This window comes from Haladaptatus paucihalophilus DX253, assembly GCF_000376445.1.
Taxonomy (GTDB): domain Archaea; phylum Halobacteriota; class Halobacteria; order Halobacteriales; family Haladaptataceae; genus Haladaptatus; species Haladaptatus paucihalophilus.
In genome coordinates this window covers 940915-964794 of sequence record NZ_AQXI01000001.1, presented here as the reverse complement: position 1 = coordinate 964794, position 23880 = coordinate 940915, and the positions used below count along the sequence as shown (strand labels likewise).

General features: G+C 63.7%; 25 protein-coding genes. 19 read left to right on the top strand and 6 right to left on the bottom strand.

Features of this window, described 5'->3' with window-relative positions; genetic code table 11:
- Positions 1-105 precede the first annotated feature (105 nt).
- The 5 genes from B208_RS0105495 (at position 106) to B208_RS0105475 (ending at position 4910) form a co-directional block, all read left to right on the top strand.
- Entirely contained in the window at positions 106-1182 is a 1077-nt protein-coding gene (locus B208_RS0105495) for a succinylglutamate desuccinylase/aspartoacylase family protein (RefSeq protein WP_007977572.1), read from the top strand.
- Positions 1183-1432: 250 nt separating this feature from the next.
- A complete protein-coding gene (sdhC, locus tag B208_RS0105490) occupies positions 1433-1825 on the top strand; it encodes a succinate dehydrogenase, cytochrome b556 subunit (RefSeq protein ID WP_007977571.1) in 393 nt (130 codons plus the stop codon).
- On the top strand, positions 1826-2191 hold the full coding sequence (locus tag B208_RS0105485) for a succinate dehydrogenase hydrophobic membrane anchor subunit (RefSeq protein ID WP_007977568.1): 366 nt from the start codon (positions 1826-1828) through the stop codon (positions 2189-2191).
- Positions 2192-3058: a succinate dehydrogenase/fumarate reductase iron-sulfur subunit gene (locus B208_RS0105480; RefSeq protein WP_007977566.1), complete on the top strand. Its 867-nt coding sequence runs from the start codon at positions 2192-2194 to the stop codon at positions 3056-3058. It abuts the gene before it with no gap.
- A 16-nt stretch (positions 3059-3074) separates the two neighbouring features.
- Positions 3075-4910, top strand: a complete 1836-nt coding sequence (locus B208_RS0105475; protein WP_007977564.1) for an FAD-binding protein — start codon at positions 3075-3077, stop codon at positions 4908-4910.
- A 417-nt stretch (positions 4911-5327) separates the two neighbouring features.
- On the opposite strand, the gene B208_RS0105465 is transcribed toward B208_RS0105475, so the two are convergent.
- Positions 5328-5531: a XapX domain-containing protein gene (locus B208_RS0105465; RefSeq protein WP_007977560.1), complete on the bottom strand. Its 204-nt coding sequence runs from the start codon at positions 5529-5531 to the stop codon at positions 5328-5330.
- Positions 5532-5573: 42 nt separating this feature from the next.
- Positions 5574-5753: a DUF7556 family protein gene (locus B208_RS24905; RefSeq protein WP_449404114.1), complete on the bottom strand. Its 180-nt coding sequence runs from the start codon at positions 5751-5753 to the stop codon at positions 5574-5576.
- 296 nt (positions 5754-6049) lie between these two features.
- On the opposite strand from B208_RS24905, the gene B208_RS0105455 reads away from it, so the two are divergent.
- Positions 6050-7072, top strand: coding sequence for a DUF1616 domain-containing protein (locus B208_RS0105455; RefSeq protein ID WP_007977556.1), 1023 nt, complete (start codon positions 6050-6052; stop codon positions 7070-7072).
- Positions 7072-7653 carry a metal-dependent hydrolase gene (locus tag B208_RS0105450; RefSeq protein WP_007977554.1) on the top strand — a complete coding sequence of 194 codons (582 nt, stop codon included), beginning with the start codon at positions 7072-7074 and terminating at the stop codon, positions 7651-7653. Before B208_RS0105455 ends, B208_RS0105450 begins: the two co-directional genes overlap by 1 nt.
- Before the next feature lie 20 nt (positions 7654-7673).
- Here the strand turns inward: B208_RS0105450 and B208_RS0105445 are convergent, their stop codons facing one another.
- From B208_RS0105445 to B208_RS0105435, 3 genes are read right to left on the bottom strand one after another with little or no spacing between them, the layout of a single operon-like run.
- Positions 7674-7916, bottom strand: a complete 243-nt coding sequence (locus tag B208_RS0105445; protein ID WP_007977551.1) for a zinc ribbon domain-containing protein — start codon at positions 7914-7916, stop codon at positions 7674-7676.
- Between the two features lie 47 nt (positions 7917-7963).
- Positions 7964-8980 (bottom strand): lipid II:glycine glycyltransferase FemX, encoded by a 1017-nt coding sequence (locus B208_RS0105440; protein WP_007977539.1) that lies wholly within the window; start codon positions 8978-8980, stop codon positions 7964-7966.
- Positions 8977-10590 carry an alkaline phosphatase family protein gene (locus tag B208_RS0105435; protein ID WP_007977538.1) on the bottom strand — a complete coding sequence of 538 codons (1614 nt, stop codon included), beginning with the start codon at positions 10588-10590 and terminating at the stop codon, positions 8977-8979. Before B208_RS0105435 ends, B208_RS0105440 begins: the two co-directional genes overlap by 4 nt.
- Before the next feature lie 312 nt (positions 10591-10902).
- Here B208_RS0105435 and B208_RS0105430 point away from each other — a divergent pair, with 312 nt between their 5' ends.
- From B208_RS0105430 to B208_RS0105420, 3 genes are all read left to right on the top strand, one after another.
- Positions 10903-11847, top strand: a complete 945-nt coding sequence (locus B208_RS0105430; RefSeq protein WP_007977537.1) for a hypothetical protein — start codon at positions 10903-10905, stop codon at positions 11845-11847.
- A 202-nt stretch (positions 11848-12049) separates the two neighbouring features.
- Entirely contained in the window at positions 12050-13480 is a 1431-nt protein-coding gene (locus B208_RS0105425) for a hypothetical protein (RefSeq protein WP_007977536.1), read from the top strand.
- Positions 13480-13689, top strand: coding sequence for a hypothetical protein (locus B208_RS0105420; protein WP_007977535.1), 210 nt, complete (start codon positions 13480-13482; stop codon positions 13687-13689). Before B208_RS0105425 ends, B208_RS0105420 begins: the two co-directional genes overlap by 1 nt.
- A gap of 9 nt (positions 13690-13698) precedes the next feature.
- On the opposite strand, the gene B208_RS0105415 is transcribed toward B208_RS0105420, so the two are convergent.
- Positions 13699-14250: a DUF7344 domain-containing protein gene (locus tag B208_RS0105415; RefSeq protein ID WP_007977534.1), complete on the bottom strand. Its 552-nt coding sequence runs from the start codon at positions 14248-14250 to the stop codon at positions 13699-13701.
- Between the two features lie 412 nt (positions 14251-14662).
- Here B208_RS0105415 and B208_RS0105410 point away from each other — a divergent pair, with 412 nt between their 5' ends.
- From B208_RS0105410 to B208_RS0105370, 9 genes are all read left to right on the top strand, one after another.
- Entirely contained in the window at positions 14663-15241 is a 579-nt protein-coding gene (locus tag B208_RS0105410) for an acyltransferase (protein ID WP_007977533.1), read from the top strand.
- On the top strand, positions 15238-16314 hold the full coding sequence (locus tag B208_RS0105405; RefSeq protein ID WP_007977532.1) for a DegT/DnrJ/EryC1/StrS family aminotransferase: 1077 nt from the start codon (positions 15238-15240) through the stop codon (positions 16312-16314). Before B208_RS0105410 ends, B208_RS0105405 begins: the two co-directional genes overlap by 4 nt.
- On the top strand, positions 16307-17284 hold the full coding sequence (locus B208_RS0105400; RefSeq protein ID WP_007977528.1) for a Gfo/Idh/MocA family protein: 978 nt from the start codon (positions 16307-16309) through the stop codon (positions 17282-17284). The genes B208_RS0105405 and B208_RS0105400 overlap by 8 nt, the downstream gene beginning before the upstream one ends.
- Positions 17281-18636, top strand: a complete 1356-nt coding sequence (locus tag B208_RS0105395; RefSeq protein ID WP_007977525.1) for a nucleotide sugar dehydrogenase — start codon at positions 17281-17283, stop codon at positions 18634-18636. The genes B208_RS0105400 and B208_RS0105395 overlap by 4 nt, the downstream gene beginning before the upstream one ends.
- Positions 18629-19612: a glycosyltransferase family 2 protein gene (locus tag B208_RS0105390; protein WP_018128754.1), complete on the top strand. Its 984-nt coding sequence runs from the start codon at positions 18629-18631 to the stop codon at positions 19610-19612. The genes B208_RS0105395 and B208_RS0105390 overlap by 8 nt, the downstream gene beginning before the upstream one ends.
- A complete protein-coding gene (gene wecB / locus B208_RS0105385) occupies positions 19609-20670 on the top strand; it encodes a non-hydrolyzing UDP-N-acetylglucosamine 2-epimerase (RefSeq protein ID WP_007977520.1) in 1062 nt (353 codons plus the stop codon). Before B208_RS0105390 ends, wecB begins: the two co-directional genes overlap by 4 nt.
- Positions 20654-21547: a polysaccharide deacetylase family protein gene (locus B208_RS0105380; protein WP_007977518.1), complete on the top strand. Its 894-nt coding sequence runs from the start codon at positions 20654-20656 to the stop codon at positions 21545-21547. The genes wecB and B208_RS0105380 overlap by 17 nt, the downstream gene beginning before the upstream one ends.
- A gap of 136 nt (positions 21548-21683) precedes the next feature.
- The gene (locus tag B208_RS0105375; protein ID WP_007977516.1) at positions 21684-22757 is read left to right on the top strand and encodes a GNAT family N-acetyltransferase; all 1074 of its coding nucleotides are present in this window, start codon (positions 21684-21686) and stop codon (positions 22755-22757) included.
- Positions 22754-23827, top strand: coding sequence for a DUF354 domain-containing protein (locus B208_RS0105370; RefSeq protein ID WP_007977513.1), 1074 nt, complete (start codon positions 22754-22756; stop codon positions 23825-23827). Before B208_RS0105375 ends, B208_RS0105370 begins: the two co-directional genes overlap by 4 nt.
- Positions 23828-23880 lie beyond the last annotated feature (53 nt).

Here is a 23880-nt window from a genome sequence, read left to right as displayed (position 1 = left end):
AATCGTTCTCACTCGTTTTGAAGCGTCAACGGCTCTCACAGAATGGTTTCGGAATCAGACAAGTGTAGTAGTATGTTTTTATGTAGTGGTCCCCGAGTGACGTACATGACCGGGGACGAGGCGGAGCCGTTCACGTATAATGGCGGTATCGTGAAGCCGGGCGAGACGCAGAACATCCGGTACGGAATCAGCGAGACGTATCTCGGTGATCCGGTACGGATACCCGTCACTATCATCAACGGCGAGCATCCGGGGCCGACCATCTTCCTTTCCGCGGCGGCCCATGGGGACGAACTCAACGGTATCGAGGTCGTGCGCGAAGTCGCCTACGATTGGAACCACGAGGAACTCCACGGGACCATCGTCTGCATGCCCGTGCTGAACGTTCCGGGCTTTCTCGCCCAACAGCGATACCTCCCCATCTACGACCGCGACCTGAACCGCTCGTTCCCCGGCCGCGAGGATTCCACGAGCGCGAAACGGATGGCCGACCAGATATATCGCAACTTCCTCGAACCGTGCGACCTCGGCATCGACTTCCACACGTCAACCCGCGGTCGAACCAACATGCTCCACGTTCGGGCGGATATGCAAGACCCCGACGTCGCTCGACTCGCACGAGCGTTCGGGTCGAACGTCATCATCTCCTCCTCCGGCCCGTCCGGGGCGCTCCGACGCGAGGCGTCCGAGGGCGGTGCGCCGACGATAACCATCGAGATGGGCGAGGCCCACCGGTTCCAGCGCAACTTCATCGACCAGGCGCTCGAAGGCGTGATGAGCGTCTTCGCGGAGTACAACCTCCATCCGGACGACCCGGTGAAGTGGCCCGGCTGGCGGACCGTCATCGACGACGAGAAGGAAAAAACGTGGCTCCGCGCGGACGCCGGTGGCCTCGTGGAAATGCACTACGACCGCGGGTCGCTCGTCTACGAGGGGACGCCCATCTGTTCCATCACGAACCCGTTCAAGACGGAACGCGAAATCGTCGAGGCTCCCTTCACCGGCCTCCTCGTCGGTGTTCTGGAGAACCCCGTGGTGTATCCGGGGAACCCGCTCTGTCACATCGTCGAACTGAACGCGGACACCCGCCGGGCGCTGAAACGCGACCGGGCACACGCCGAAACCGAGGGCGACGTCCAACCGCCGGGATACGTGGGGGCACCCGAACTCGGCGAGCAGTGACGAGGTGGTGTCGTCGGCTCGAAAAAAGCGGCAATCTGTGAGTCGGCGAATCGTTGACAGCTATTTTTGCCGCCGAACGCGAGCCGACCACGATGCGGGTCGAAATTTCGCACGTTAGAGAGTCTCTCACGCAGGGATGCGAAATCACCGCTCGCCTCCGCGAGAGCTATCAGCGCGGACGCAACTTCCCGGAAAGAACGCGGACAGGTAGTAACTTCTATTTGCTCCCAGTACCGACCATCCGATTGGAATGAGTCAATCGTACAACCGGGGCCTCATCGAGGACTTCGGCCGATGGCGCGAGTTTTCGGCCGGGATGTGGGCCTGGATTTTCCACAAATTTACTGGGTGGGTACTCATCGGCTACCTGTTCACGCACATCGCCGTGTTGAGTACCGCCACGGCGAATCCGGGTACCTACACCGCAACGATTCAAGGTCTCGAAGAACTGACCATCGTCCGAATCGGTGAAGTGGGCCTACTCGCCGTGGCCGTTTTCCACATTCTCAACGGCGTCAGACTCCTCTTCGTCGATTTGGGTGTCGGATTGGAATCGCAGGACAAGAGCTTCTACGCCTCGCTCATCGTGACGGCAGTCATCGTGTTGGCGAGCGTTCCGACGTTCATGCAGGGGGCGTTCTAAATGGCGGAGCGCTACTCCTCCTTCCAGAGCGGAAGCATGTCGTGGTTCCTCCAGCGCGTCACGGCGGCGTTCCTCGTCGTGGTGCTGGCGTTCCACTTCTTCATGCTCCACTTCGTCCACCACGCGCCCGAAGTGACGTTCGCGGGCACACAGGCCCGGATGTCCCAAATCGGGTACTTCCTCACGATGACGCTGTTCCTCATCACGGCGGCGTTCCACGGCGTCAACGGCGTCTACGCTGCCCTGATAAATCAGGGTCTCACGGGGAGTCGAAAGACCGCGGTCAAATGGGTTCTCGTCGTGGCTGGCGTCCTGCTTTCCGCGCAGGGAATCTACGTCGCACTCGTCATGAACGGGTTGATGTAAATGAGCACGCAACTAACCGAAGAATCAGAGAGCGAGACCGAAACCGAGCGCACCGAAACCCCCGGCGACCGCCGACGGGCGGAAAAGAAGGCCCGTCAAGGGCGGTCGTCAGAGGTGCAAGAGCCGACCGAGGCGGACGAGGAGACGGTTCACCTCAAGGTCTTCCGCTACGACCCCGAAGTCGAGGGCAAGATGGACCCCCGCTTCGACGACTTCTACGTCCCCTTCGAGAAGGGGATGACCGTCCTCGACGCGCTGATGTACGCACGTGATCGGTTCGACACGACGCTCACGTTCCGTCACTCCTGCCGACAGGCCATCTGTGGCAGCGACGCGCTGTTCATCAACGGCACGCAGCGACTCGGGTGCAAGACGCAAATTTCGGACTTGGACGGGCCGATTCGCGTCGAACCCCTCCCGCACGCCGAGGTCGTCAAGGACCTCGTTGTCGACATGGAGCACTTCTACGACCAGATGCACTCGGTCGAACCCTACTTCCAGACCAACGACGAGCCGAGCGACGAACTGGAAGAACAGCGCCAAACCCGCGAAAACCGCGAGAAAATCAAGATGTCCACGCGCTGTATCTGGTGCGGTGCGTGTATGTCCTCGTGCAACATCGCGGCGGGCGACAACCAGTATCTCGGCCCGGCGGCGCTGAACAAGGCGTTCCGGTTCGCCATGGACAAACGCGAAGGCGAGGACATGAAGGAACACCGTTTCGAAATCCTCGACCAGGAACACGGCGTCTGGCGCTGTCAGACCCAGTTCTCCTGTACGAACGTCTGTCCGAAAGACATCCCGCTGACCGAGCACATCCAGGAGCTCAAACGAGAAGCGGTGAAGAACAACCTCAAGTTCTGGTAAGGCTAATTCAGACACAATGTACGAACACGACGTAATCGTCGTCGGTGCTGGCGGTGCGGGGCTTCGTGCGGCCATCGCGGCCCACGAGGAGGGCGCAGATGTCGCCCTCGTCACGAAGCTTCACCCCGTGCGAAGTCACACCGGCGCGGCGGAAGGCGGTATCAACGCGGCACTGAGAGAGGGCGACGACTGGGAACTCCACGCCTACGACACGATGAAGGGGTCGGACTACCTCGGCGACGCCCCGGCAATCGAGACGCTCTGTCAGGACAGCCCGAAAGAGACCATCCAACTCGAACACTGGGGGATGGCGTTCTCCCGCGAGGACGACGGTCGCGTCTCCCAGCGCCCGTTCGGTGGACTCTCGTTCGCCCGAACGACCTACGCGGGTGCCGAGACGGGTCACCACCTGCTCCACACGATGTACGAGCAGGTCGTCAAACGCGGCATTCAGGTGTACGACGAGTGGTACGTGAGCCAACTCGCCGTCACGAACGAAGACGACCCCGAGGAACGCGACTGTCACGGCGTCATCGGCTACGACATCCAGACGGGCAACGTCGAGGGCTTCGTCGCTCGAGATGGCGTCATCCTGACCACCGGCGGTCTCGGACAGGTCTTCGACCACACGACGAACGCGGTTGCCAACACCGGCGACGGTGCGGCGATGGCGTACCGTGCGGGCGTCCCGTTGGAGGACATGGAGTTCATCCAGTTCCACCCGACGACGCTCCCCTCGACCGGGGTTCTCATCTCCGAGGGTGTGCGCGGTGAGGGTGGTATCCTCTACAACAGCGAGGGCGAGCGGTTCATGTTCGAACACGGCTACGCGAACAACGAGGGCGAACTCGCGTCCCGTGACGTGGTTGCCCGCGCCGAACTGACCGAAGTGAACAACGGACGGGGAATCAACGACGAGTACGTCCACCTCGACATGCGCCACCTCGGCGAGGAGCGCATCATGGACCGTCTCGAAAACATCCTCCACCTCGCGGAGGACTTCGAGGGCGTCAACGCGCTCGAAGAACCGATGCCCGTCAAGCCCGGCCAGCACTACGCGATGGGCGGCATCGAAACCGACGAGAACGGCGAGACCTGCATCTCGGGACTGTACGCCGCGGGCGAGTGTGCCTGCGTGTCCGTCCACGGGTCGAACCGCCTCGGCGGCAACGCCCTGCCCGAACTCATCGTCTTCGGTGCCCGCGCGGGCCGCCACGCCGCTGGCAAGGACCTCGGCGAGGCCGAAATCTCCACCGGCAAGACCGACGACGCCGAGATGGGCGAGGTCGACACGCCCGTCGAACCAGGTGCGGTCGCGTCGGACGACGACAGCGCGGTCGCCGACGGCGGCGCGACGTTCGCCGACCCGACCCAGACCGTCGAAGCCACGCTGGAAGCAGAACGCAACCGCGTCGAATCCCTCCTCGAAAAGGACGACGGCATCCAGCAGGCCGAACTCCGTTCCAAGCTCCAGAAGTCGATGACGGCGAACGTCAACGTCTTCCGAAACGAGGACGGTCTGAAGCAGGCGCTCCGCGACATCCGCGAAGTCCGCGAGGAGTATCAGGACGTGTACGTCAACGACCCGTCGCGCACGTTCAACACCGACCTCATCCACACCATCGAGATGCAGAACCTCATCGACCTCGCGGAGGCCATCACGCTCGGTGCGCTGGCCCGCGACGAGTTCCGCGGTGCCCACTGGCGACAGGAGAACCAGGAGCGCCGTGACGACGTGTGGCTGAAGCACACGCTCCTCTCGTGGGAGGACGGCACGCCGCAACTCTGGTACAAGCCGACCATCCTCGAAGGGGAGAACAAGACGTACGAGCCGAAAGAGCGGTCGTACTAATTCACCTTTTACGACGGTCGAAAGCCAGCGGTCGGGTCGAAGCAACCCGACCGCTGGCAGTCTTCCTGTGAAATCTGACGACATCACGAAAATCCTCTATTTTCGAACGATTTTCCCGAACGACTCGCCCAGCGAGTCGTTCGGCTCCATTCAGTCGGTAGCCCGGAAAATCTCCTATTTTCCGGTGTCTCACAATCGCGCCGCGGTCGTGATGACTCGAAAGACCGGCGGCCTTTCGGCGAATGATGGACTCCGCGGTTGCGTCTTCTGCTGATATCTGTTGATCGTGTCACCTGCCGATGTCCGGTGGTTGCGTCGCTCGTCGGTTTCGGCGTCGTCGAGTCGCGTAGGAGGAGTCGGTTCGTGCGCTTTCGTCGGTACGTTCGTCGGCCCGTCCGGTGCGTCAAGTCGTTCGTCTCATCCGGCGAATCCGAGCGTCGTGAGGAGCGCGTTGACGCTCCATCCGGTCGCATCGACGAGTTTGTAGCCGAGGTAGATTCCGACGATTCCCATGATGCCCGGCAGTTCGGGCGGGGCGGGAATCGGCGCGCCGACGAACTTGAACAGTGCGCCGGTCAGCAGTCCGGTCAGTAGCGCGAGCGCGGTCAGTGTGTATTCCATCGGATGTGGACTGCGGAGACTGCAGTGAAAAGTAGTTCGGAGTTAGCGACACTGAGAGAGTGTTTGTGCCCCCGCCAGTGGCATAGAAATCCACGCCTCGTCCCGTGTAATGTCCGCGATGATGGCCAACTGGTTACCGTCGTCGTCCTCGTCGACGGCGAACATCACGTCGCCGTCGGGAGCCTGTTCGTCCGAGTCGTCGGTTGCGCGTGTCCAATTCAGAGTCGATCACCGTGGTTCGCCCGCCGTTACTGAGCGAGCACAGGGGGTACATCTCATTTCTCCTCCTTTGTTATGGACTTCCTTCGGCGTTACAAGAACCCCTTACCGGGCCGAAAACGTCAGTTTCGCCCGTTCGGACGGTTCGTAGGCGAGGCGAACCACGCCGGGTGGAGGGTACGCGCTGGATAACAAAGTACCAGCCGAGAATACGACCTTCACGGACTGATTTCCATGTCTCCCGGAGAACAACGGACGGACCAGCACCGCACGAAGACAACCCGTGGATTTCCACCGACATGAGCCACGAAACGAACGACTCGTTGTGGACCCGTCTCACGCGTCCGGTGTTGGAGTTCCCCGTCGATTTGGCCGTGCTCGGTATCGTCGTGATACTCCTGTCGCTTGCGCTCGTCCAACCGGTCGTGTACGGGACGCCGCTTGCCGTCGCGCTGGGCCTCCCGCTCGTGTTCTTCGCGCCGGGGTACGCTCTCGTCGCGTTGTTGTTCCCGCAAGCGGGGGCGTCGAAGTCGTCGAAGTGGGCGAGTCCGGGTCGGGTTCGCCAACACGGCGTCACGGCGGGCGAACGCTGTGCGCTCTCGTTCGGGGTCAGCGTCGCCTTGCTCACGCCACTCGGCGTGCTGTTCTCGCTCGCCCGCCTTCCCTTCATCCCGATGTACGTTATCGGCGCAATCGCTGGTTTCACGCTCCTCGTCTCGCTCTTCGCCGTGATTCGCCGGTTCAACGTTCCGAAGAAGGACCGGCTATCGGTGTCCGTTCGCGGCGGTGCGGCGCACCTGTACCGCACCATCTTTCACGAGGACTCGGCGGCCGACGTGGCGCTCAACCTCGCGCTCGTCCTGTCGGTCGTGGTCGCGCTGACGACCGTCGGCTTCGCCGTCGCCGCCCCGCAGGACGGCGAGCACTTCTCCGACCTGTCGCTGTACACGAAAGGGGAGAACGGAAACTACGTCACCGAGGGCTATCCCACGAACATCACCGCGGGCGACTCGAAACCCGTGTTCGTCGGCGTCCAGAACCACGAAGACCGGTCGGTCGAGTACACGGTCGTCGTCCAACTACAACGCGTGGAACAGCGTCCGAACGGGGGTGCCCGCGTCATCGAGCGGACGGAGTTGGGTCGCCTCGACCATCGAATCGATGCGGGCGACTCGTGGCGAACCCGGTACGACATCGAACCGAGCATGGCGGGTGAGGACCTCCGTCTCGTGTTCCTATTGTACAAGGGCGACCCGCCGAGCGACCCCGCGACGAACAACGCCGCACAACAAACCCAGATTTGGATAAACGTATCCGGATAATGTGGCCGTGGGAACATCTCGCGTTCGGGTATCTCGCCTACTCCGGCTACACCCGGCTCCGAACGGGCCGCGCGCCGCGGAGCGATGCGGTGGTCGTCCTCGGCGTGGCGACCCAACTTCCAGACCTCGTGGACAAGCCGCTCGCGTGGTCGCTTTCGGTGCTTCCGAGCGGGCACTCGCTGGCCCACTCGCTCCTGACCGCGCTTCCGCTGTCGGTGGTCGCGCTCGTGTTGGCCCACCGCGCGAAGCGAACCGACATCGGCGTCGCGTTCGCGGTGGGCTACCTCTCGCACCTCGCGGGCGACATCATCTACCCCGCCGCAGTCGGCCAAACTCCGTCGTTCGACTTCCTACTCTGGCCCCTCGTCCCCGTTCCCACCGACCAGTCGGGCATGGGATTTCTGGCCCGATTCCACGAGTACTTCGGGGAGTACGTGACGTACCTCGGCGACCCGGCGATTCGGGGATACATCGCGCTCGAACTCGGCCTCCTGCTCGGAGTGTTCTTCCTCTGGCTCTTCGACGGAATGCCCGGAATACCCCGGCGAATCGTCCGTTACGCGCCGGTAATCGGCCGATAACGTCCACCGGCTGACGTTTCTTATTCCTCGGACAGCACCGTTCCGCAGTGGTGACAGAGGTCGTTCTCGCGGTCGTTTCTCGCGCCGCACGACGGACAGTTCGTTTTCTCCGACGGGTCCTCGGATGTCCCGTTCGACTCCGACGACGACAGTCCGATGCCGACCAGCGCTAATCCCGCGACGATGATACCGACTTGGCCGAAAAAGGAGCCGATTCCGAAGAATACCAGCGCGAGTCCGGCCGTGACGAGGGGATTCTCCATACTTCGACTACCGACGGTCGGATAAAAAATCTTGCCAGTCGAATTGACTATCTGAACCGCTTGTACACGTCCGTCAGCAGGTTCATCATCCGCGTCCCGCGCTCCAGACTGTGATAGCGGACGAGTTCCGGGTTGAACTTCGCCTTGTAGCCACAGAGTCGGCGCTCGTTCGCGCCCACGAGGTCGTAGCGCGGGATTCCCTCGTCCATCGCGTCGCGCATGATGGCCCAGTCCACGAGGTCGTTGATGGGCACGTCGAGGTCGTGTTTCGCCCCGCCCTGCCACCGGTACACCCGTTCGTCGTCCGCCAGCGCTATCATTCCTCCCGCGAACTCGCCGTCCACGTCACAGACGTAGGGTCGGACCGCGCCGTCGGGCAGAAATCGGTAGAGGTCCACGACGAACTGCGGGGAGAGGCGGTACGGTTCGTCCTGCTCGTCGTGGCGGGCTTTCACCTGTCCGATGATTTTACGAATCGCTTCCGGCCCGCCGACGTGGATTTCGTACCGGTCGTCGTCGGTCCTGATGTTGCTGCGGGCGTCGCCGCTGAAACTGGACAGTACGTCCTCTTCGCCGGGCGTGAGGTCCACCTCGTAGGTGTGTCGCGGCTGGATTTCGAACTCGTTCCACTCGAAGGGGCGAACGTCGTCGTAGGTCCCGCCCGTCCGAACGTGGACGTACTTCGGCGCGTACTCGCGGTCGAGCCAATCGAGACAGCCGTCGATGAACCGGCGGTGTCGTCGCTCGGCCTTTCGTCGCTTCAGCTTCCCCATGTTCAGTAGGACGGGACCGAGGTGCGGGAGCCAGAGGTTCGGCGGCGGCGAAAACGCCGTTGTCACGCCGCCCTTCGAGATGGTGAAGGCGGGAAACAGGCCGACCGGTTCCTGTCCCTTGTAGCCCACGAGCGGATGGAAGGTCGCGCCCGTGTGGTCGGCCTGCACTTCGAGGGCCTCCAATCGATGGAAGAGTGCCCCCTGTGGTGATCGCTCCACGAGGTCGTTCCAGCGGTCCACGTCGTTCGTCCGTTCTACCCTGATGCCGTTCTTTTCGATGGTAATACTCATTCGAGATATCCGAGGTCGGCGAGTCGCGTTTCCACGCGCTCGTCGTCGGTTTCGACCGTTTCGCCCGCGTCGAACGCGGGGTAGCTCTGCTCGCCCGCCGACTCGACGACGGGGAGGACGCGACCGTCCATCCGGTCGCTCGCCGGGATGTCGAAGGTCGCCAGAATCGTCGGGGCCACGTCGAAGAGGTGGGACCCGGCGAGGTTCGCGTCGGGGTCGACGCCCTCGCCCGCCGCGGCGAAGATGCCGTTTCGCTTGTGGTTCCACGGTTCGCGGGGCTTTCCGAACTGCTGGCCGCGCAGTTGGGCCGAGAGGAACTGGTCGTACTCGTTGGGGACGCACGCGATGTCCACGGCGTCCTCGCTGTACGGACCGGTGAAGAACTCCTCGCGCGGGGCGACCGTCTCGAACACGGGGTCGCCGTCGGGGGTCCTGACGCCGCGGAGCTTTTCGATTATCTCCGCGCGAATCGACTCGTACTGGTCCGGCGAGACGACGCCGTTCGGGTCGCGGCCTTCGACGTTGAGTCGAACGCCGCACTCGATTCGGTCGCGCATGTAGGCGACGGAGTTGGGGAAATCGACCTGTTCGGTCGCCGCCCGGATGAAGTCCTCGGGAACGCGCTCCGCGACGAACGCGTCCAACCCGGCGCGTTCGAGGACGGCACCGATTCGCTGGCTCGTGATGCCGACTTTCGCGGCGAGGGCGAGCCCTCGTTCGGCGACACCCTGTTCGCGCGCGGAACTCTCTTCACCCTGCTGTAGTTGGTTGCCTGCGATGGTGGACCACGACGGCATGCCTTCGCCGCCGCGGGCCGTTTCGACGTAGCCCTCCTCGCGCAGGAAGTCGTTGACCCGGAATTCGTAGCCGCTGTACTCGCCGATACCGTGGTCGCTGGCGACGACGACCGTTTCGGGGTCACAGGCGTCGAGAATCTTCCCGACCTGCTCGTCCACCGCCTCGTAGACGGCGCGGACGATTTCGTCGTCGCCGGGGTGTTCGTGAAACAGCGTGTCGGTGCTCTGGAACTGAACGAAGCCGAAGTCGGGGTCGAACCGGTCCGTGAGGTATCGAAATGCGTCACCGCGCATGCGCGTGAGGCGGCGATACCATTCGACCGACTCGTCGTCGGGAAGGTTTCGCGGGGGATACACGCGATAGCCGCCGATTTCGTCCCGAACGTCGTCCAGGAGTCCCTCCGGGTGACACGTCGGGTTCTCGGGTGCCGTGTATCCCGGCAGTATCGCGCCGTCGATTTCGCGCGGCGGGTGCGTGACGGGTGCGTTGACGACGACGCTCGACAGTCCGTGTTGGTCCAACAGTTCCCAAAGCGTGTACTCGCGGACGCGACTGGCGTTTATGACGTCCCAGTCGTAGCCGTCGAAGTGGAGGAAGCCGAACACGCCGTGTTTGCCGGGGTTGACTCCGGTGTACAGCGACGGCCACGCGCTCGGCGTCCACGGCGGAAGTTGTGATTCCAGTGGCCCGGATGACCCCTCGTCGAAAATCGATGCGAGGTGCGGCAGCGCGTCCTCCTCGAACAGGGGTTCGAGGACGGACCGGCACCCCGCGTCGATGCCGATGAGAAGGGTCTGCATCTGACAGTCCATGCTGTTTCGGGAAACCGCACCTGCGTCCTTTGTTATGCGTGGGTTTCCGGCCGTATAGTCGGGTCGTACTCCCCGAATTCAGCATCAGAGGACGCCCAACAGCGAGCATGCTACTCAATAGCACGTTTCTCCGATTCGGCGACGATTACTCCGATTTCGGTATATAGTCGGACTGCACCGCCCCCGAAAATCGCCCCTATCGGCGGTCCACTCGTCCCCCCACGCGAATCGGCCACTACATTTAAATTCGCAAGCAGGCATTGAGCTGGAATCGCAACGTACTTAAATCAGTAAGATAGCATTGAACCTGCAATGGCACGCGACCAAACGACACACGAGCGAACCGAAACCAGTGAGAAATTCGAGCGTAATCGGCGGTCCTTCCTGAAAGCTGCTGGCGCGACGGTAACGTCCGCTGTCGGTCTCAGCGTGGCGGGTGGCCGCGTCAGTGCGAGCGAGTATGAGACGATTACCGTCCCCGCTGGCCAGACGAAATCCATTACGGTCGGAGATGGGCAGACGTTCGAGAACAAGCTCATCGACCAAAGCGCTCCGGGCGCGGCGGCGACGATCCGCGCCTCCGGGAGCGGCTGGACGATTCGCAACGTCGGGTTTAAAGGCGGTTGTGGCGCGACGAACTTCGGCTTCTTCAGCATCATCCCGAGCGTCTCGTCGGGCGGCACGGGAACCATCGAGAACGTGTACATGGGCGACGGTGCGGAGACGAACAGCGCCAACGAGGCCCAGCCCGGCGGACTGTGGGTCGACGCGAACACGCCCCACGAGGGCGAGTTGATGCTTCGTAACGTCAACATCCAGAAGTACGCGAACAACGGTCTGTACGGGAGCGGTCCCGGTGCGGCGCACGGGGCTGGGTCAGGCGGTCCCGTCAAAGTCGAAGGCTGCTACTGTGCGAACAACGACATCGCCAACGTCCGCCTCGGTACGCCGGGGTCGTACGTGAAGAACACCGTCATCGAGGACAACGGCGCACCGGTCCACCACCCGAACGGACCGAACAAGCGCGGAATCTGGGGCTGGTACGTCCCGATCACCGTGAAGAACTGCGACGTGAACGTCACCGAATACGACGCGGTGAACGGCGGATTCCACGGCGGCGAGGTCGAAGTGAAGAACTCGCGGGTCAAGGGCCCGACGAGCGGAAACGTTGCGACGAAGAACGTCGGCGGCAAGCCGAAGACGAAGGTTCCGAAGAAGGTCCCGCGAACTGCGAAGCAAGCTGCGAACGGCAACTGAGCGAACGATTCTAACGACGATTTGACGAATTTTGGCTGATTTGCTGGCCGTAGCTGCGTTTCTCGCCCGGTAACGTGCCGTTTCCGGGAAGAAACGACACCATTCTCCTCACGGATCCTCGACACCAATGACTTTTAAACACACGATTCTGCATTGAGACTGAATCGGAATCTATTTAAATTGGTAATGTGGCATTGAATCCATGGCACGCGACGAAGCGGTACGCGATACACCAGACGATAGTCTGTTAAACCGACGTTCGTATCTGAAATTCGCCGGAGCGACAGCTGCGGCGTTCGCGGCGGCGGGCGCGGCGAACGCGAAGCAGTATCGAACCATTACCGTCCCCGCGGGTGACACGAAGGTCATCACGGTCGGCGACGGCGAGACGTTCGAGAACGTCCTCATCGACATGACGGCGGACGGCGCATCCGCAATGGTTCAGACCAGCGGTTCGGGCTGGAAGATTCGCAACGTCGGGTTCAAAGGCACGCACCCCGGCGGACACTACCTCATGGTTCCCGGCGTCTCCGACGCGAACGGCACCGGACTGGTCGAGAACGTCTACATGGGTGACGGGCAGGTCGCCCGGACGAAAAGCGGCGGCATCTGGGTCAACGCGAACCTCCCCCACCGCGGCACGATCACCTTCCGCAACATCCACGTGGCGAAGATGATAGACAACGGCCTGTACGGGAGCGGTCCCGGTGCGCGCGGCTACGGCGGTAACCTCCACGTCGAGTCCTCGTACTTCAAGGCCAACACCATCGCCAACGTCCGCCTCAACGCGAAGGCGCGACCCTGCAACGTGACGAACACCGTCATCGATACGCGCGGGAACCAAGCCTGCGGCGTCGGCTGTTCCGCCCCCGGTTCGAAGAACACGCGAGGGGTCTGGTCGTGGTACGGCGAAACTCACCTCCGGAACTGCGATATCGTCGGCTCCATCTCGACCGCCCACGGCGGGTCGGTCACCAAGACGAACACGCGAATCGGCGGTAACGCGGACCCGACCCCGCCCAAGGGCGTCCCGATGACCGCGAAACAGGCCGCGAGCGGTGCGGGCGGTAGCTCCGGCAACCGTAAGCAGATGACCACGAAAAAGCAGGCCAAAGCACAGGGCCTTCCGAACGTCATCAGCATCTCCAGTTCGAACTCCGGTGCGCCCGCCTCCTACGAGTTCGAGGTCGCCGGAAAGGTCAAGAAGTCGACCGACCGCGGTGCGTCGAAGGACGGCGACGACAGTCTCAAGAACGGTATCGCAAAGGGGTCCGTCGCCGGCGGCACCGACAGCTACCGGTTCTCCGGCACGCTCGCCAGCTTCAGCCTCGACGGCAACGCGACCGTCTTCTTCAACGGCGAGCGAGTCACACCGGGTAAACTCGGCCTGCCGAAAACCATCGTCATCGACGGAAGCGTGAACAAGGGTTCAAACAGCTACTCGTTCGACGTCGGCGGAGACGTCACGAAATCCCGCGCCCTCGGGTCGGTAAACAAGCACGACACCGTTCACGGCACCCGCGTGAAGGGCAAAGTGTTCGGCGGTAAGGACGGCTACCGCTTCTCGGGCGACCTCAAGCGACTTCGCATCGATGGCAACGCGCGCATCTCCGTGGGGTCGGGAGGGAACTGATGAACCAGCAGCGATGGGAGCGAGTCCCCGCGGACCCCGACCTCGAAGGAGACCTCGGCTACGAAATGGACGAATGGGACGTCATCCGCGCGCGTCGGGACGGACGCGGCCGTCTCATGTTCCTTCCGAAGGACACGGAGATGCTCCGCGACGACGCGTTCATCCTCGCTGACCCGGACGCCGTTTGCAACGTCGAACACCGACAGTAGACGGCCTTTTTATTGGCCTTCCGCTCGCCGCAGTTCCGGCGGTAGTCCCTGCACGGTTCGGCGTCGGTAGTAGAGGTACTGCCCGATGGCCGAAACCCCGTACGCGATGAGAATTATCATGGCAGTGGCGATGCCCGAAACCAGCGTGAACGGGTAGATGTTGAACCACACGCCGAGAACGAGCAGGATGCTTCCGAGCGAGAGCGCGAGGTAGTACCGGTCCCACGGAATCGCGGGCCGGGAAACGTCGCCGAGGTACGTATCGAGTTCGCGGGCGCGACGCGAGAGCGAAATCGTCCCCGCATCGCGGTCGTACTCGACGATACCCGCGTCGTCCAACTTCGGAAGATGAGTCTGGTAGAGCGAGATGTAGACGCGCTTTCGCTGTTCGCTCGTCAGCCCCGACAGCGTGGTGTCGTTTTCCCACACGGCCACTTGATCGGTCAGGTCGGAGAGGTCGACGACACCTCCTTCCCGCCGCAAGTAGTAGAGCGCGTAGCGCCGTCGTGGACTCTTGAGAACCTCGAACACTTGGTCCTGTGAGAGTCCGGAACTAGCCATTGTGTGAAGACAGCAGTCGCTCGCTCATCGAAACCAATACACCCCCATTCGAGTACGCGACCACCCTGTGGTCACGGATGCCACCACCGCATACACCGGCAATCACCGCTTCCCCACTTTGTTACCACGGTGCTGTTCGGGGGTAGCCTCCCCATACATCCCGTCTATTCGTTCATACCGCCCGTTCCCGGAGGCGTAACGCGGATTTCGGCGCGGTAACCACCCGTGAACGGGCTAGTCCCGAACTACCCGCCGCCAAGGAGCGTATAACAAAGAGGACAGGTAGGGCATGGAGGATAACGCCTGTCCGTCGCGTACGCGGCGGAATCGGGCGATTCACGACTCAACCTATGAACTCACTACCATCCACTGACACGCCCTGTGAATCGTGTCTCCGCTGGGGTGGTCGTCCATGACCGAATCGCAGAGCCACGACCGGACCGTCCACCCGGACGCGACGGTCGGATACGCTTATTCGGACGATTCGACGTCGCCGGTCATCGGCGACGGTGCGACCATCCGGTCGGGAACGGTCATCTACGACGACGTAACTATCGGTGACGACTTCACGACCGGTCACGGCGCGCTCGTCCGGGAAGAGACGACCATCGGCGATGACGTTATCGTCGGCACGAACACGGTTATCGACGGCCAAACGACCATCGGATCGCACGTAAGTATGCAGACGAACGTGTACGTTCCGACGAACACTACCATCGGAAACCGCGTGTTCGTCGGCCCGGCGGCCACGTTCACGAACGACCCGTATCCGATTCGGCAGTCGGCCGACCTCGAAGGCCCGACGCTCGAAGACGACGTTAGCGTCGGGGCGAACGCGACCCTCCTTCCCGGCGTCACGGTCGGTGCCGGGTCGTTCGTCGCCGCCGGTGCCGTCGTGACGGACGACGTACCGCCGGAGACGCTCGCGGTCGGCGCACCAGCCGAAATCCGCCCGCTTCCCGAATCGCTCGCCGGGGGGAACGACCTGTGATTCCCATCGCCGACCCGGAGATGGGAAGCGAGGAGATAGAAGCGACCGTCGCGTGCATCGAGGAGGGCCAACTCGCCGACGGGCCGGAAGTCCGGCAGTTCGAGGACGAGTTCGCGGCCTTCTGTGGCACCGAGTTCGGCGTCGCCACGAGCAACGGGACGACCGCCCTCCACGCCGCTTTCGCGGCGCTCGGTATCGGACCGGGCGACCGGGTGGTCACGTCCCCCTTCTCGTTCGTCGCCAGCGCCAACGCCATTCGGTTGGCCGGTGCGGAGCCGGTTTTCGCCGACATCGACCCGGAGACGTACACGCTCGACCCGTACGCGACGGAGCAGGCGGTCCGGGAATACGAGGCCGACGCGATTCTCGCGGTGCACCTCTACGGGTTGCCAGCCGAGATGAACCACCTCCGGGACATCGCGGAAACCCACGACCTCGCGCTCGTCGAGGACGCCGCGCAAGCGCACGGCGCGGAGTACGACGGTCGCACCGTCGGGTCGTTCGGCGACGCGGCGTGTTTCTCCTTCTACCCGACCAAGAACATGACCACGGGAGAAGGGGGAATGGTGACGACCGACCGTCGGGACGTCGCGGAGCGCGCGGCGAGTTTCGTCAACCACGGCCGCACGGCGAACGGCGGCTACGACCACGTTCGCCTCGGTCACAACTTCCGGATGACGAGCATGGCCGCGGCCATCGGTCGCGTGCAGCTGTCGCGCCTGCCGAAGTACAACGAGGCACGACGCGCCAACGCGGCGTATCTCACCGACCGCCTCCGCGACGCGGCCGTCAAACCGCCCATCGAACCGGACGACTGTCGTCACGTGTACCACCAGTACACGATTCGCGCGGACGACCGGGACGGCCTCCAAGAACACCTCGAATCGAAGGGCGTCGGGACGGGCGTCTACTACCCGACGCCGATTCACGAACAGCCAGCATACCAGCACGTCGACCACGATGCCCCGATTTCGGAGCAGATGGCGGGGAACGTTCTCTCGCTCCCCGTTCACCCCGGACTGTCGGGGGACGACGTGCGAACCATCGCATCCGCTATCAAAAGTTATGAGTGAACCAACGAACGCAGTCGTCATCGGCGTCGGAAGCATGGGCCGCCACCACGCTCGCGTCTACAGCGAACTCCCCGAGGTGAACCTCGTCGGGATTCACGACGTGGACGAGGCCAACGCGGCCGAAGTTGCTCGAAACCACGGGACGCAAGCGGTCGACATGCAGACGGCCATCCGCGCCGCGGACGTCGCCTCCATCGCCGTCCCGACCCCGTATCACTACGAAACGGCGAAGCAGTGCATCGACGGGGGGGTAGACGTCCTCGTCGAGAAGCCGTTCGTCGCCGACCCGGACGAAGGAGTCGAGTTGATTTCGCGGGCGGAGAACGCGGGCGTGACGATACAGGTCGGGCACATCGAGCGGTTCAACCCGGCGATTCGAACGCTCTCCGAAATCGTCTCCGAACTCGACATCATCGCCATCGACGCCCAGCGACTCGGGCCGCCGCCGGAAGGACGAGCGGTGGACGTGAGCGCCGTGATGGACCTGATGATACACGACATCGACGTCCTCCTGTCACTCGTGGACGACGACATCTCCTCGGTCGCCGCGGTCGGGACGCGGGACAACCGCTATGCGAGCGCGAGCATCGAGTTCGACGGCGGCGTCGTCGCCGGACTCACGGCCAGTCGGGTGACACAGGAGAAGGTCAGAAAGCTCTCCATCACGGCGGCGGAGTGCCGGGTGAACGTCGATTACACGAACCAGTCGGTCGAGATTCACCGCCACTCCATGCCGGAGTACATCGAGGACAACGGCGACCTCCGCTACCGCCACGAGAGTATCATCGAGCGGCCGACCGTCGAGAACGGCGAACCGCTGAAGAACGAACTCCGGTCGTTCGTGCGGAGCGCGAAGAACGGTTCGACGCCGGTCGTCACGGGCGAAGACGGTCTCCGCGTCCTCGAAGTCGCGCGGGAGATAGACGGGTTGGCGTCCGGCCCCAAAGAACGGGAGGTGCATCTCGGGTGAGCCTCCGGGAGCAGACGACACTCTACGCGAGCGACGCGACGACCGAAGAACAGCGCGAGGCGTTCCTGTCCGGCGATATTCCGGTCGCCGTGTACGGCCTCGGAAAGATGGGCCTGCCGCTCGCGGCGGTGTACGCGGAAACCTGTGGGAACGTCGTCGGTGCGGACATCGACCCGGACGTGGTGTCGGCCGTCAATCGCGGCGACTGTCACGTCCAGCGCGAACCCGGATTGGACGAACTCGTCTCGGAAACGGTCGCGGCGGGGGCGCTCAGCGCGGTCGAATCGCCGACCGAAGCGGCGCGGGACGCGACGATTCACGTCGCCATCGTCCCGACGCCGATAACCGACGACGACGAACCCGACCTCGCCATCCTCCAGTCCGTGATGGAGAGCATCGCCGCGGGACTCACGCCCGGCGACCTCGTGGTCGTCGAGTGCACGGTGCCGCCGGGGACGACCCGGGACCTCCTGCTTCCGATGCTGGAGGCGGAGAGCGACCTGTCGCGCGAGGAGTTCGGCGTCGCGGTCTGTCCCGAACGAACGTCCAGCGGGCGCGCGCTGCAGGACATTCGGGGTGCCTACCCGAAGGTGGTCGGCGGCGTGGACGAGGAGAGCACGCGCGTCGCGGAACTCGTCTACGGCGAACTCACCGACAACGAGGTCATCGCCGTGCCGAACGAGACCACCGCGGAGGCCGTGAAGGTGTTCGAGGGCGTCTACCGCGACGTCAACATCGCGCTGGCGAACGAACTCGCCAAAATCGCCGACGCGGCGGACATCAGCGTCAACGAAGCCATCGAGACGGCGAACACCCAACCGTTCTGTGACATCCACAAACCGGGACCGGGCGTCGGCGGTCACTGCATTCCGTACTATCCGTACTTCCTCATCCGGCAGTTCGACGAGGAGTTCTCGCTGCTGACCACCGCCCGCGAGGTGAACGATTCGATGCCCGCGTTCACGGTGGAGAAGGTCGCAGAGTTGCTATCCGAGGAAGAGAAGTCCGTGTCGGACTCACGGGTGCTCGTCCTCGGACTGACCTACCGCCCCGGCGTCGAGGAGACGCGAGCGGCCCCGGCCCGACCCATCTGTGCCGACCTGACCGAGCGCGGCGCGGACGTGTTCGCGGCCGACCCGGTGCTCCCGAACGCGGACGGCTTCGACGCGACGAAACTCCCGCTCGAAGCGCTCGCCGACTACGACTTCGACGCGGCGGTGCTGGTGACGGACCACGACGAGTTCGCGGGCATCGACTGGGCCGGGTTCGACCCGATGGTCGTCGTGGACGGCCGCAACTCCCTCGACCTCTCGTGGACCGACCATCGCGTCTACACCATCGGAGGTGACTGAATTGTACGAGGGAAACACCGTCGCCGTCGTCGTTCCGGCGTACAACGAAGAGGGACTCGTCGGACGGGTCATCGACACCGTTCCCGCGTTCGTCGATAGGGTGTACGCCGTCGACGACTGCTCGACGGACGGAACGTGGGAGGAGATACGGTCCCACGCCGAGCGGTCCGATGCGGCCGCCGACGGCGGGTCGGCGGACGACGGCCGGACGTCGTTCGACCAGCGCGTCGTGCCGATCCGCCACACGGAAAACCGCGGCGTCGGCGCGGCCATCAAGACGGGCTACTGTCGCGCTCACGAGGAGAACATCGACGTGACGGCGGTGATGGCCGGTGACGGCCAGATGCGCCCGGAGATGTTGGAGCGGATCATCCAACCCGTCGTCGATGGCCGGGCCGATTACACGAAGGGGAACCGCCTCTCGACGCCGGGGTTCCGCGAGGGGATGTCGGCGTGGCGAAGCTTCGGCAACTGGCTGTTGACCTTCCTCACGAAGGTCGCCAGCGGTTACTGGGGGATGGTCGACCCGCAGAACGGCTACACCGCGATTTCGGGGCGGGCGCTTTCCGAACTCGACATCGAGGACGTGTACGACGATTACGGCTTCGCCAACGCCCTGTTGGTTCGCCTGAACGTCCACGAGATGCGGGTCGCCGACGTGACGATGCCCGCGGTCTACGGCGACGAGCAGAGCACGATTCGCTACTCGACGTTCATCCCGAAGCTCTCCGTGTTGTTGTTGTGGAGCTTCCTCTGGCGACTGAAAGCGAAGTACCTCGTCCGGGATTTCCACCCGCTCGCGTTCCTGTACGGCCTCGGGGCGTTCGGAACCGCCACCGGGTTGCTCTCGATGATTCGACGGAAACGGGAGTCGAGCGACGGACTCGCCGCGACGCTCCTCGGCGGCCTCTGTCTCGTGCTGGCGATGGCGTTCGACAGGGAGGAGAACGCGGACCTGGAGGTGCACGAAGAATGAAGGTGCTGACCGTCGTCGGCGCGCGCCCGCAGTTCGTCAAGGCCGCCGCCGTCTCCCGCGTCCTCCGCGAGGACCACGAAGAGGTGTTGGTCCACACCGGCCAGCACTACGACGAGGACATGTCGGACGTGTTCTTCGAGGAACTGTCCATCCCGTTCCCGGACACCAACCTCGGCGTCGGGTCCGACACGCACGGCAGACAGACCGGCGCGATGCTTGCCGGGCTGGAAGCGGAGATAGAGGACGAAGACCCCGACGCCGTGCTCGTCTACGGCGACACCAACTCCACGCTCGCGGCGGCCATCGCCACCTCGAAGATGGACCCGCCGCTGGCCCACGTCGAGGCCGGAATGCGGAGCGGGAGCGACATCCCGGAGGAGACGAACCGCGTCCTCACCGACCACGCCGCCGACCTGCTGTTCGTCCCCTCGCCGGACGCCGAGAACAACCTCGACGGCGAGGGAATCACCGACGGCGTTCACTTCTCCGGGGACGTGGGCTACGACGCCCTGCTCTGGGCGCGCGACCGGGCAGACACGGACGTCCTCTCCGAGCTCGGCGTGGCAAACCGGGAGTTCGTCCTCTCCACCGTCCACCGGGACACGAACGCGGACGACCCCGATAAACTGGAAGCCATCGTGGACGCGCTGGTTTCGGATCCGCGTCCGGTCGTCCTGCCCGCCCACCCCCGGACGGTCGCCCGACTGGAGGAGTTCGGCCTGTACGGACGGGCGGAGCGCGGACTGACGCTCACCGAGCCGGTCGGCTACCGGCAGTTCGTCGCCCTGCTCGACGCCGCGACGGTCGTCGCCACCGATTCGGGCGGCGTCCAGAAGGAGGCGTTCTTCCTCGACACCCCGTGTGTCACGCTCCGCGAGCAGACCGAGTGGGTCGAGACGGTCGAGAGCGGGTGGAACACGTTGGTCGGCGCGGACGAGGGTGCGATTCGAACCGCGCTCTCCGACGCGACGACGCCGACCGAGAAGCCCACGCCCTACGGCGATGGGAACGCGGCCGAACGAATCGTGGAGGTGCTTTCCGATGTTACCCGGGTATGAATTCGAACTCTGTTTGACCCACGACGTGGATAGACCGTACAAGCGACTGCAGGCCCCGTACTACGCGCTGAAGGACCGCGACCCGAGCCACCTCTCGGCGCTGGCACCCGGCGTCAACCCGTGGTGGCAGTTCGAGGAGATAATGGAACTGGAGGAGTCGCTCGGCGTGCGCTCGGCGTTCTACTTCCTCCAGGAGGAGTCCATCTTCCAGAAGTCGCCGGACGACTGGCTCACGCCGCGCTACTGGATAGAGCATCTCGGTCGGTACGACCTGTTCGATACGGCCATCCTCGACGTGCTCCACGACCTCGACGACGGCGGGTGGGAGGTCGGACTTCACGGTTCGTACGACTCCTACGACGACCCGGAAGCCCTCCGTGACCAGAAGACGGCGCTGGAGGCCGCGCTCGGCCACCGGGTTCGCGGCGGTCGGCAACACCACCTGAACCGCGCCGACTCGACGTGGGAGCACCACCGCGACATCGGGTTGGAGTACGACGCGACCCTCGGGTCGAGCTCCGAGTACGGGTTCGACCACGGCTACGGCGTGAAACGCCCCTTCGACGACGATTTCGTCGTCTTCCCGCTCACGATGATGGACATCGCGGTGCCGGACCCCGGTGACGACTTCGAGGCAGCGTGGGAAGCGTGCGAGGATCTGCTGGACGAAGCGGCCGAGAACGACGCCGTGATGACGGTGCTGTGGCATCCGCGCATGTTCGCCGACGAGTTCCCCGGTCACCGACGCCTCTATCGTCGCCTCATCGAGTCCGCGATAGAGCGCGGTGCGTGGGTCGGTCCGCCGGGCGAACTCGCCGACCGCATCGGCACCGCTTCCAAGAGTCGAACCGGAACTGCGAGCGTCCACGGTCGATGAGTCGCGCGAGTATGAAGTCGATAGTTCTCTCTCGTTCGTCGTAGCGACGGCCTACCTGCCGTTCCGTGGTGCCTTCTCGTCGGCAGGTGGGGGATAACAAAGTGAAAACCACCGTTATCGACTGGCGAGACGACGAATGAGAGTCGAACGTTTAGATATTACAGAATGGGACGATGCACTCCCCAGCGACGGGTTCGAGGTGTTTCACCGACCGGCCGCGCTGACCGCCATCGAGCGGCACGCGCCGGGGGAACTCCACCTGTACGGGGGATTCAAGGGACAGCAGGCTATCGCCCTGCTCCCGGTCGTCGTTCGGAACGGGCCGCTCGGAACCGCCGCGATGTCGCCGCCGCCGGGCATGGCGATTCCGCGGCTGGGACCGATACTGATGCCCACGAGTCCGAAGCGACGGAAACAGGAGAAAGTCAACCGCGAGTTCACCGAGACGGTGCTCGACCGGATTCGAACCGACTACACCGGGCGGCTAGCGCGAGTCGGTTTCGATTCACCCATGGCACAGCGCGTGGGCGAACAGATGGAGTCCGGGCTGACCCTGTTTCGCATGATCTGTGGCACCGACTACGGCGACCCCCGACCCTACTCGTGGGGCGACCTGAGCGTCGAACCCTATTTCACGTACGAATTGGACTTGGAATCGACCACGGCCGACGCCGTGAAGAAATCGTTCAGCAAGAGTCTCCGGCGGGAAATCCGCGACGCCGAGGACCTCGACGTGACCGTCACCCGCGAGGGTACCGACGGCGCGCGCGACGTGTTCGAACACACCGTCGAGCGGTACGACGAACAGGACGAAACCCTCGGTCTGTCGTGGAACTACGTCCGCGACCTCTGGGAAGGGCTGGGTGACGCCGCCCAAACCTACGTCGCCCGCGACGACGACGGGAACTATCTGACCGGCATCACCGCCCTCTACTCCAACGACGCCGCGTACTTCTGGCAAGGGGGTGCCCGCTCGGTGTATGAGGGCACCAGCGTGAACAGTCTCGTCCACTGGCGCATCATTCAGGATATCGTGGACGACCCGCCCGTCGAGTCTGTGACGACCTACGACCTGATGGGCGCGAACACGGAGCGGCTCTGTCGGTACAAGGCGAAGTTCGGTGCCGACCTCGTTCCCTACTACCTCGTCGAATCGAGCGGCACGACCATGGACGCCGCCAAACGGGCATACCAGTTCGTCCGAGGATGAGATACCTGTTCTTCACCAACACGCCCGCGCACGTCCACCTCTATCGGCACGCGATAGAGGACTTGCAAGAGCAAGGTCACGACGTGCTCGTCCTCGGGCGTGATTACGGCTGTACCCGCGCCCTGCTGGAGTACCACGACCTCCCGCACGAAATATACGGCAAGTGCGAGACGACGAAGTACTCGCTGTTCCGCGAACTGCCACAGCACTACGTCCAGATATTCCGGCGGACCCGTCGATACGACCCCGACCTCATCTTCGGCGTCGGGTCCTACGCCGCCCACGCCGGTGCGATGTCGCGGACGCCGGTCGTCGTCGTCGCCGACTCGGAACCGACGACGTTCGACCACATCGCCGCCCGGCCGTTCGTGGACACGTTCCTCACGCCGCACACCTTCGGCAAGGACCTCGGTGCGAACCACTACGAGTTCCGCGGGTTCAAGGAACTCGCCTACCTCCACCCAGACGTGTACGACCCCGACCCGACGATTCGGGACCGCCTCGGGGTCGGCCCGGACGAAGAGTACGCCATCGTGCGGTTCAACGCCTTCGGGTCCCACCACGACGTCGGCCACTCCGGATTCTCGCCCGAAAAACGGCGGGAGCTCGTTTCGGCCCTCTCGGAGCACGTCACGGTGTTCGTCTCCGACGAGGGGGGTAACCCTGCCCCCGGCGAATCGCACGAGTTCGACCTCCATCCCGCACTGCTCCACGACGCGCTGGCGGAGGCGTCCCTGCTGGTCGCCGACACCCAGACGATGGTGACGGAGGCGGCCCTGCTCGGCACGCCCGCGATTCGGTCGAACTCCTTCGTCGGCGAGTCGGATATGGGAAACTTCGTCGAGCTCGAACGCGAGGGACTCATCCACAACCTCCGTGATTTCGACGACGTTCTCTCACAGGCGCTCATCATTCTCGCGAACGATTCGGCGAAAGAGCGCCTCCGGAAACGCCGGGACGAGTACCTCTCGGACAAGGTGAACCTCACCGACGTCATCGTGGACGTCGCAACGACCGCCGTGGTTCCGAAGGAACGCATCGAACGGACGGTCGCGGTGACCCACCGGTAACGAAAACGACTCTTTTCGGTACGCCACTCCTGCAACCGGGAAAGCGGTGGATA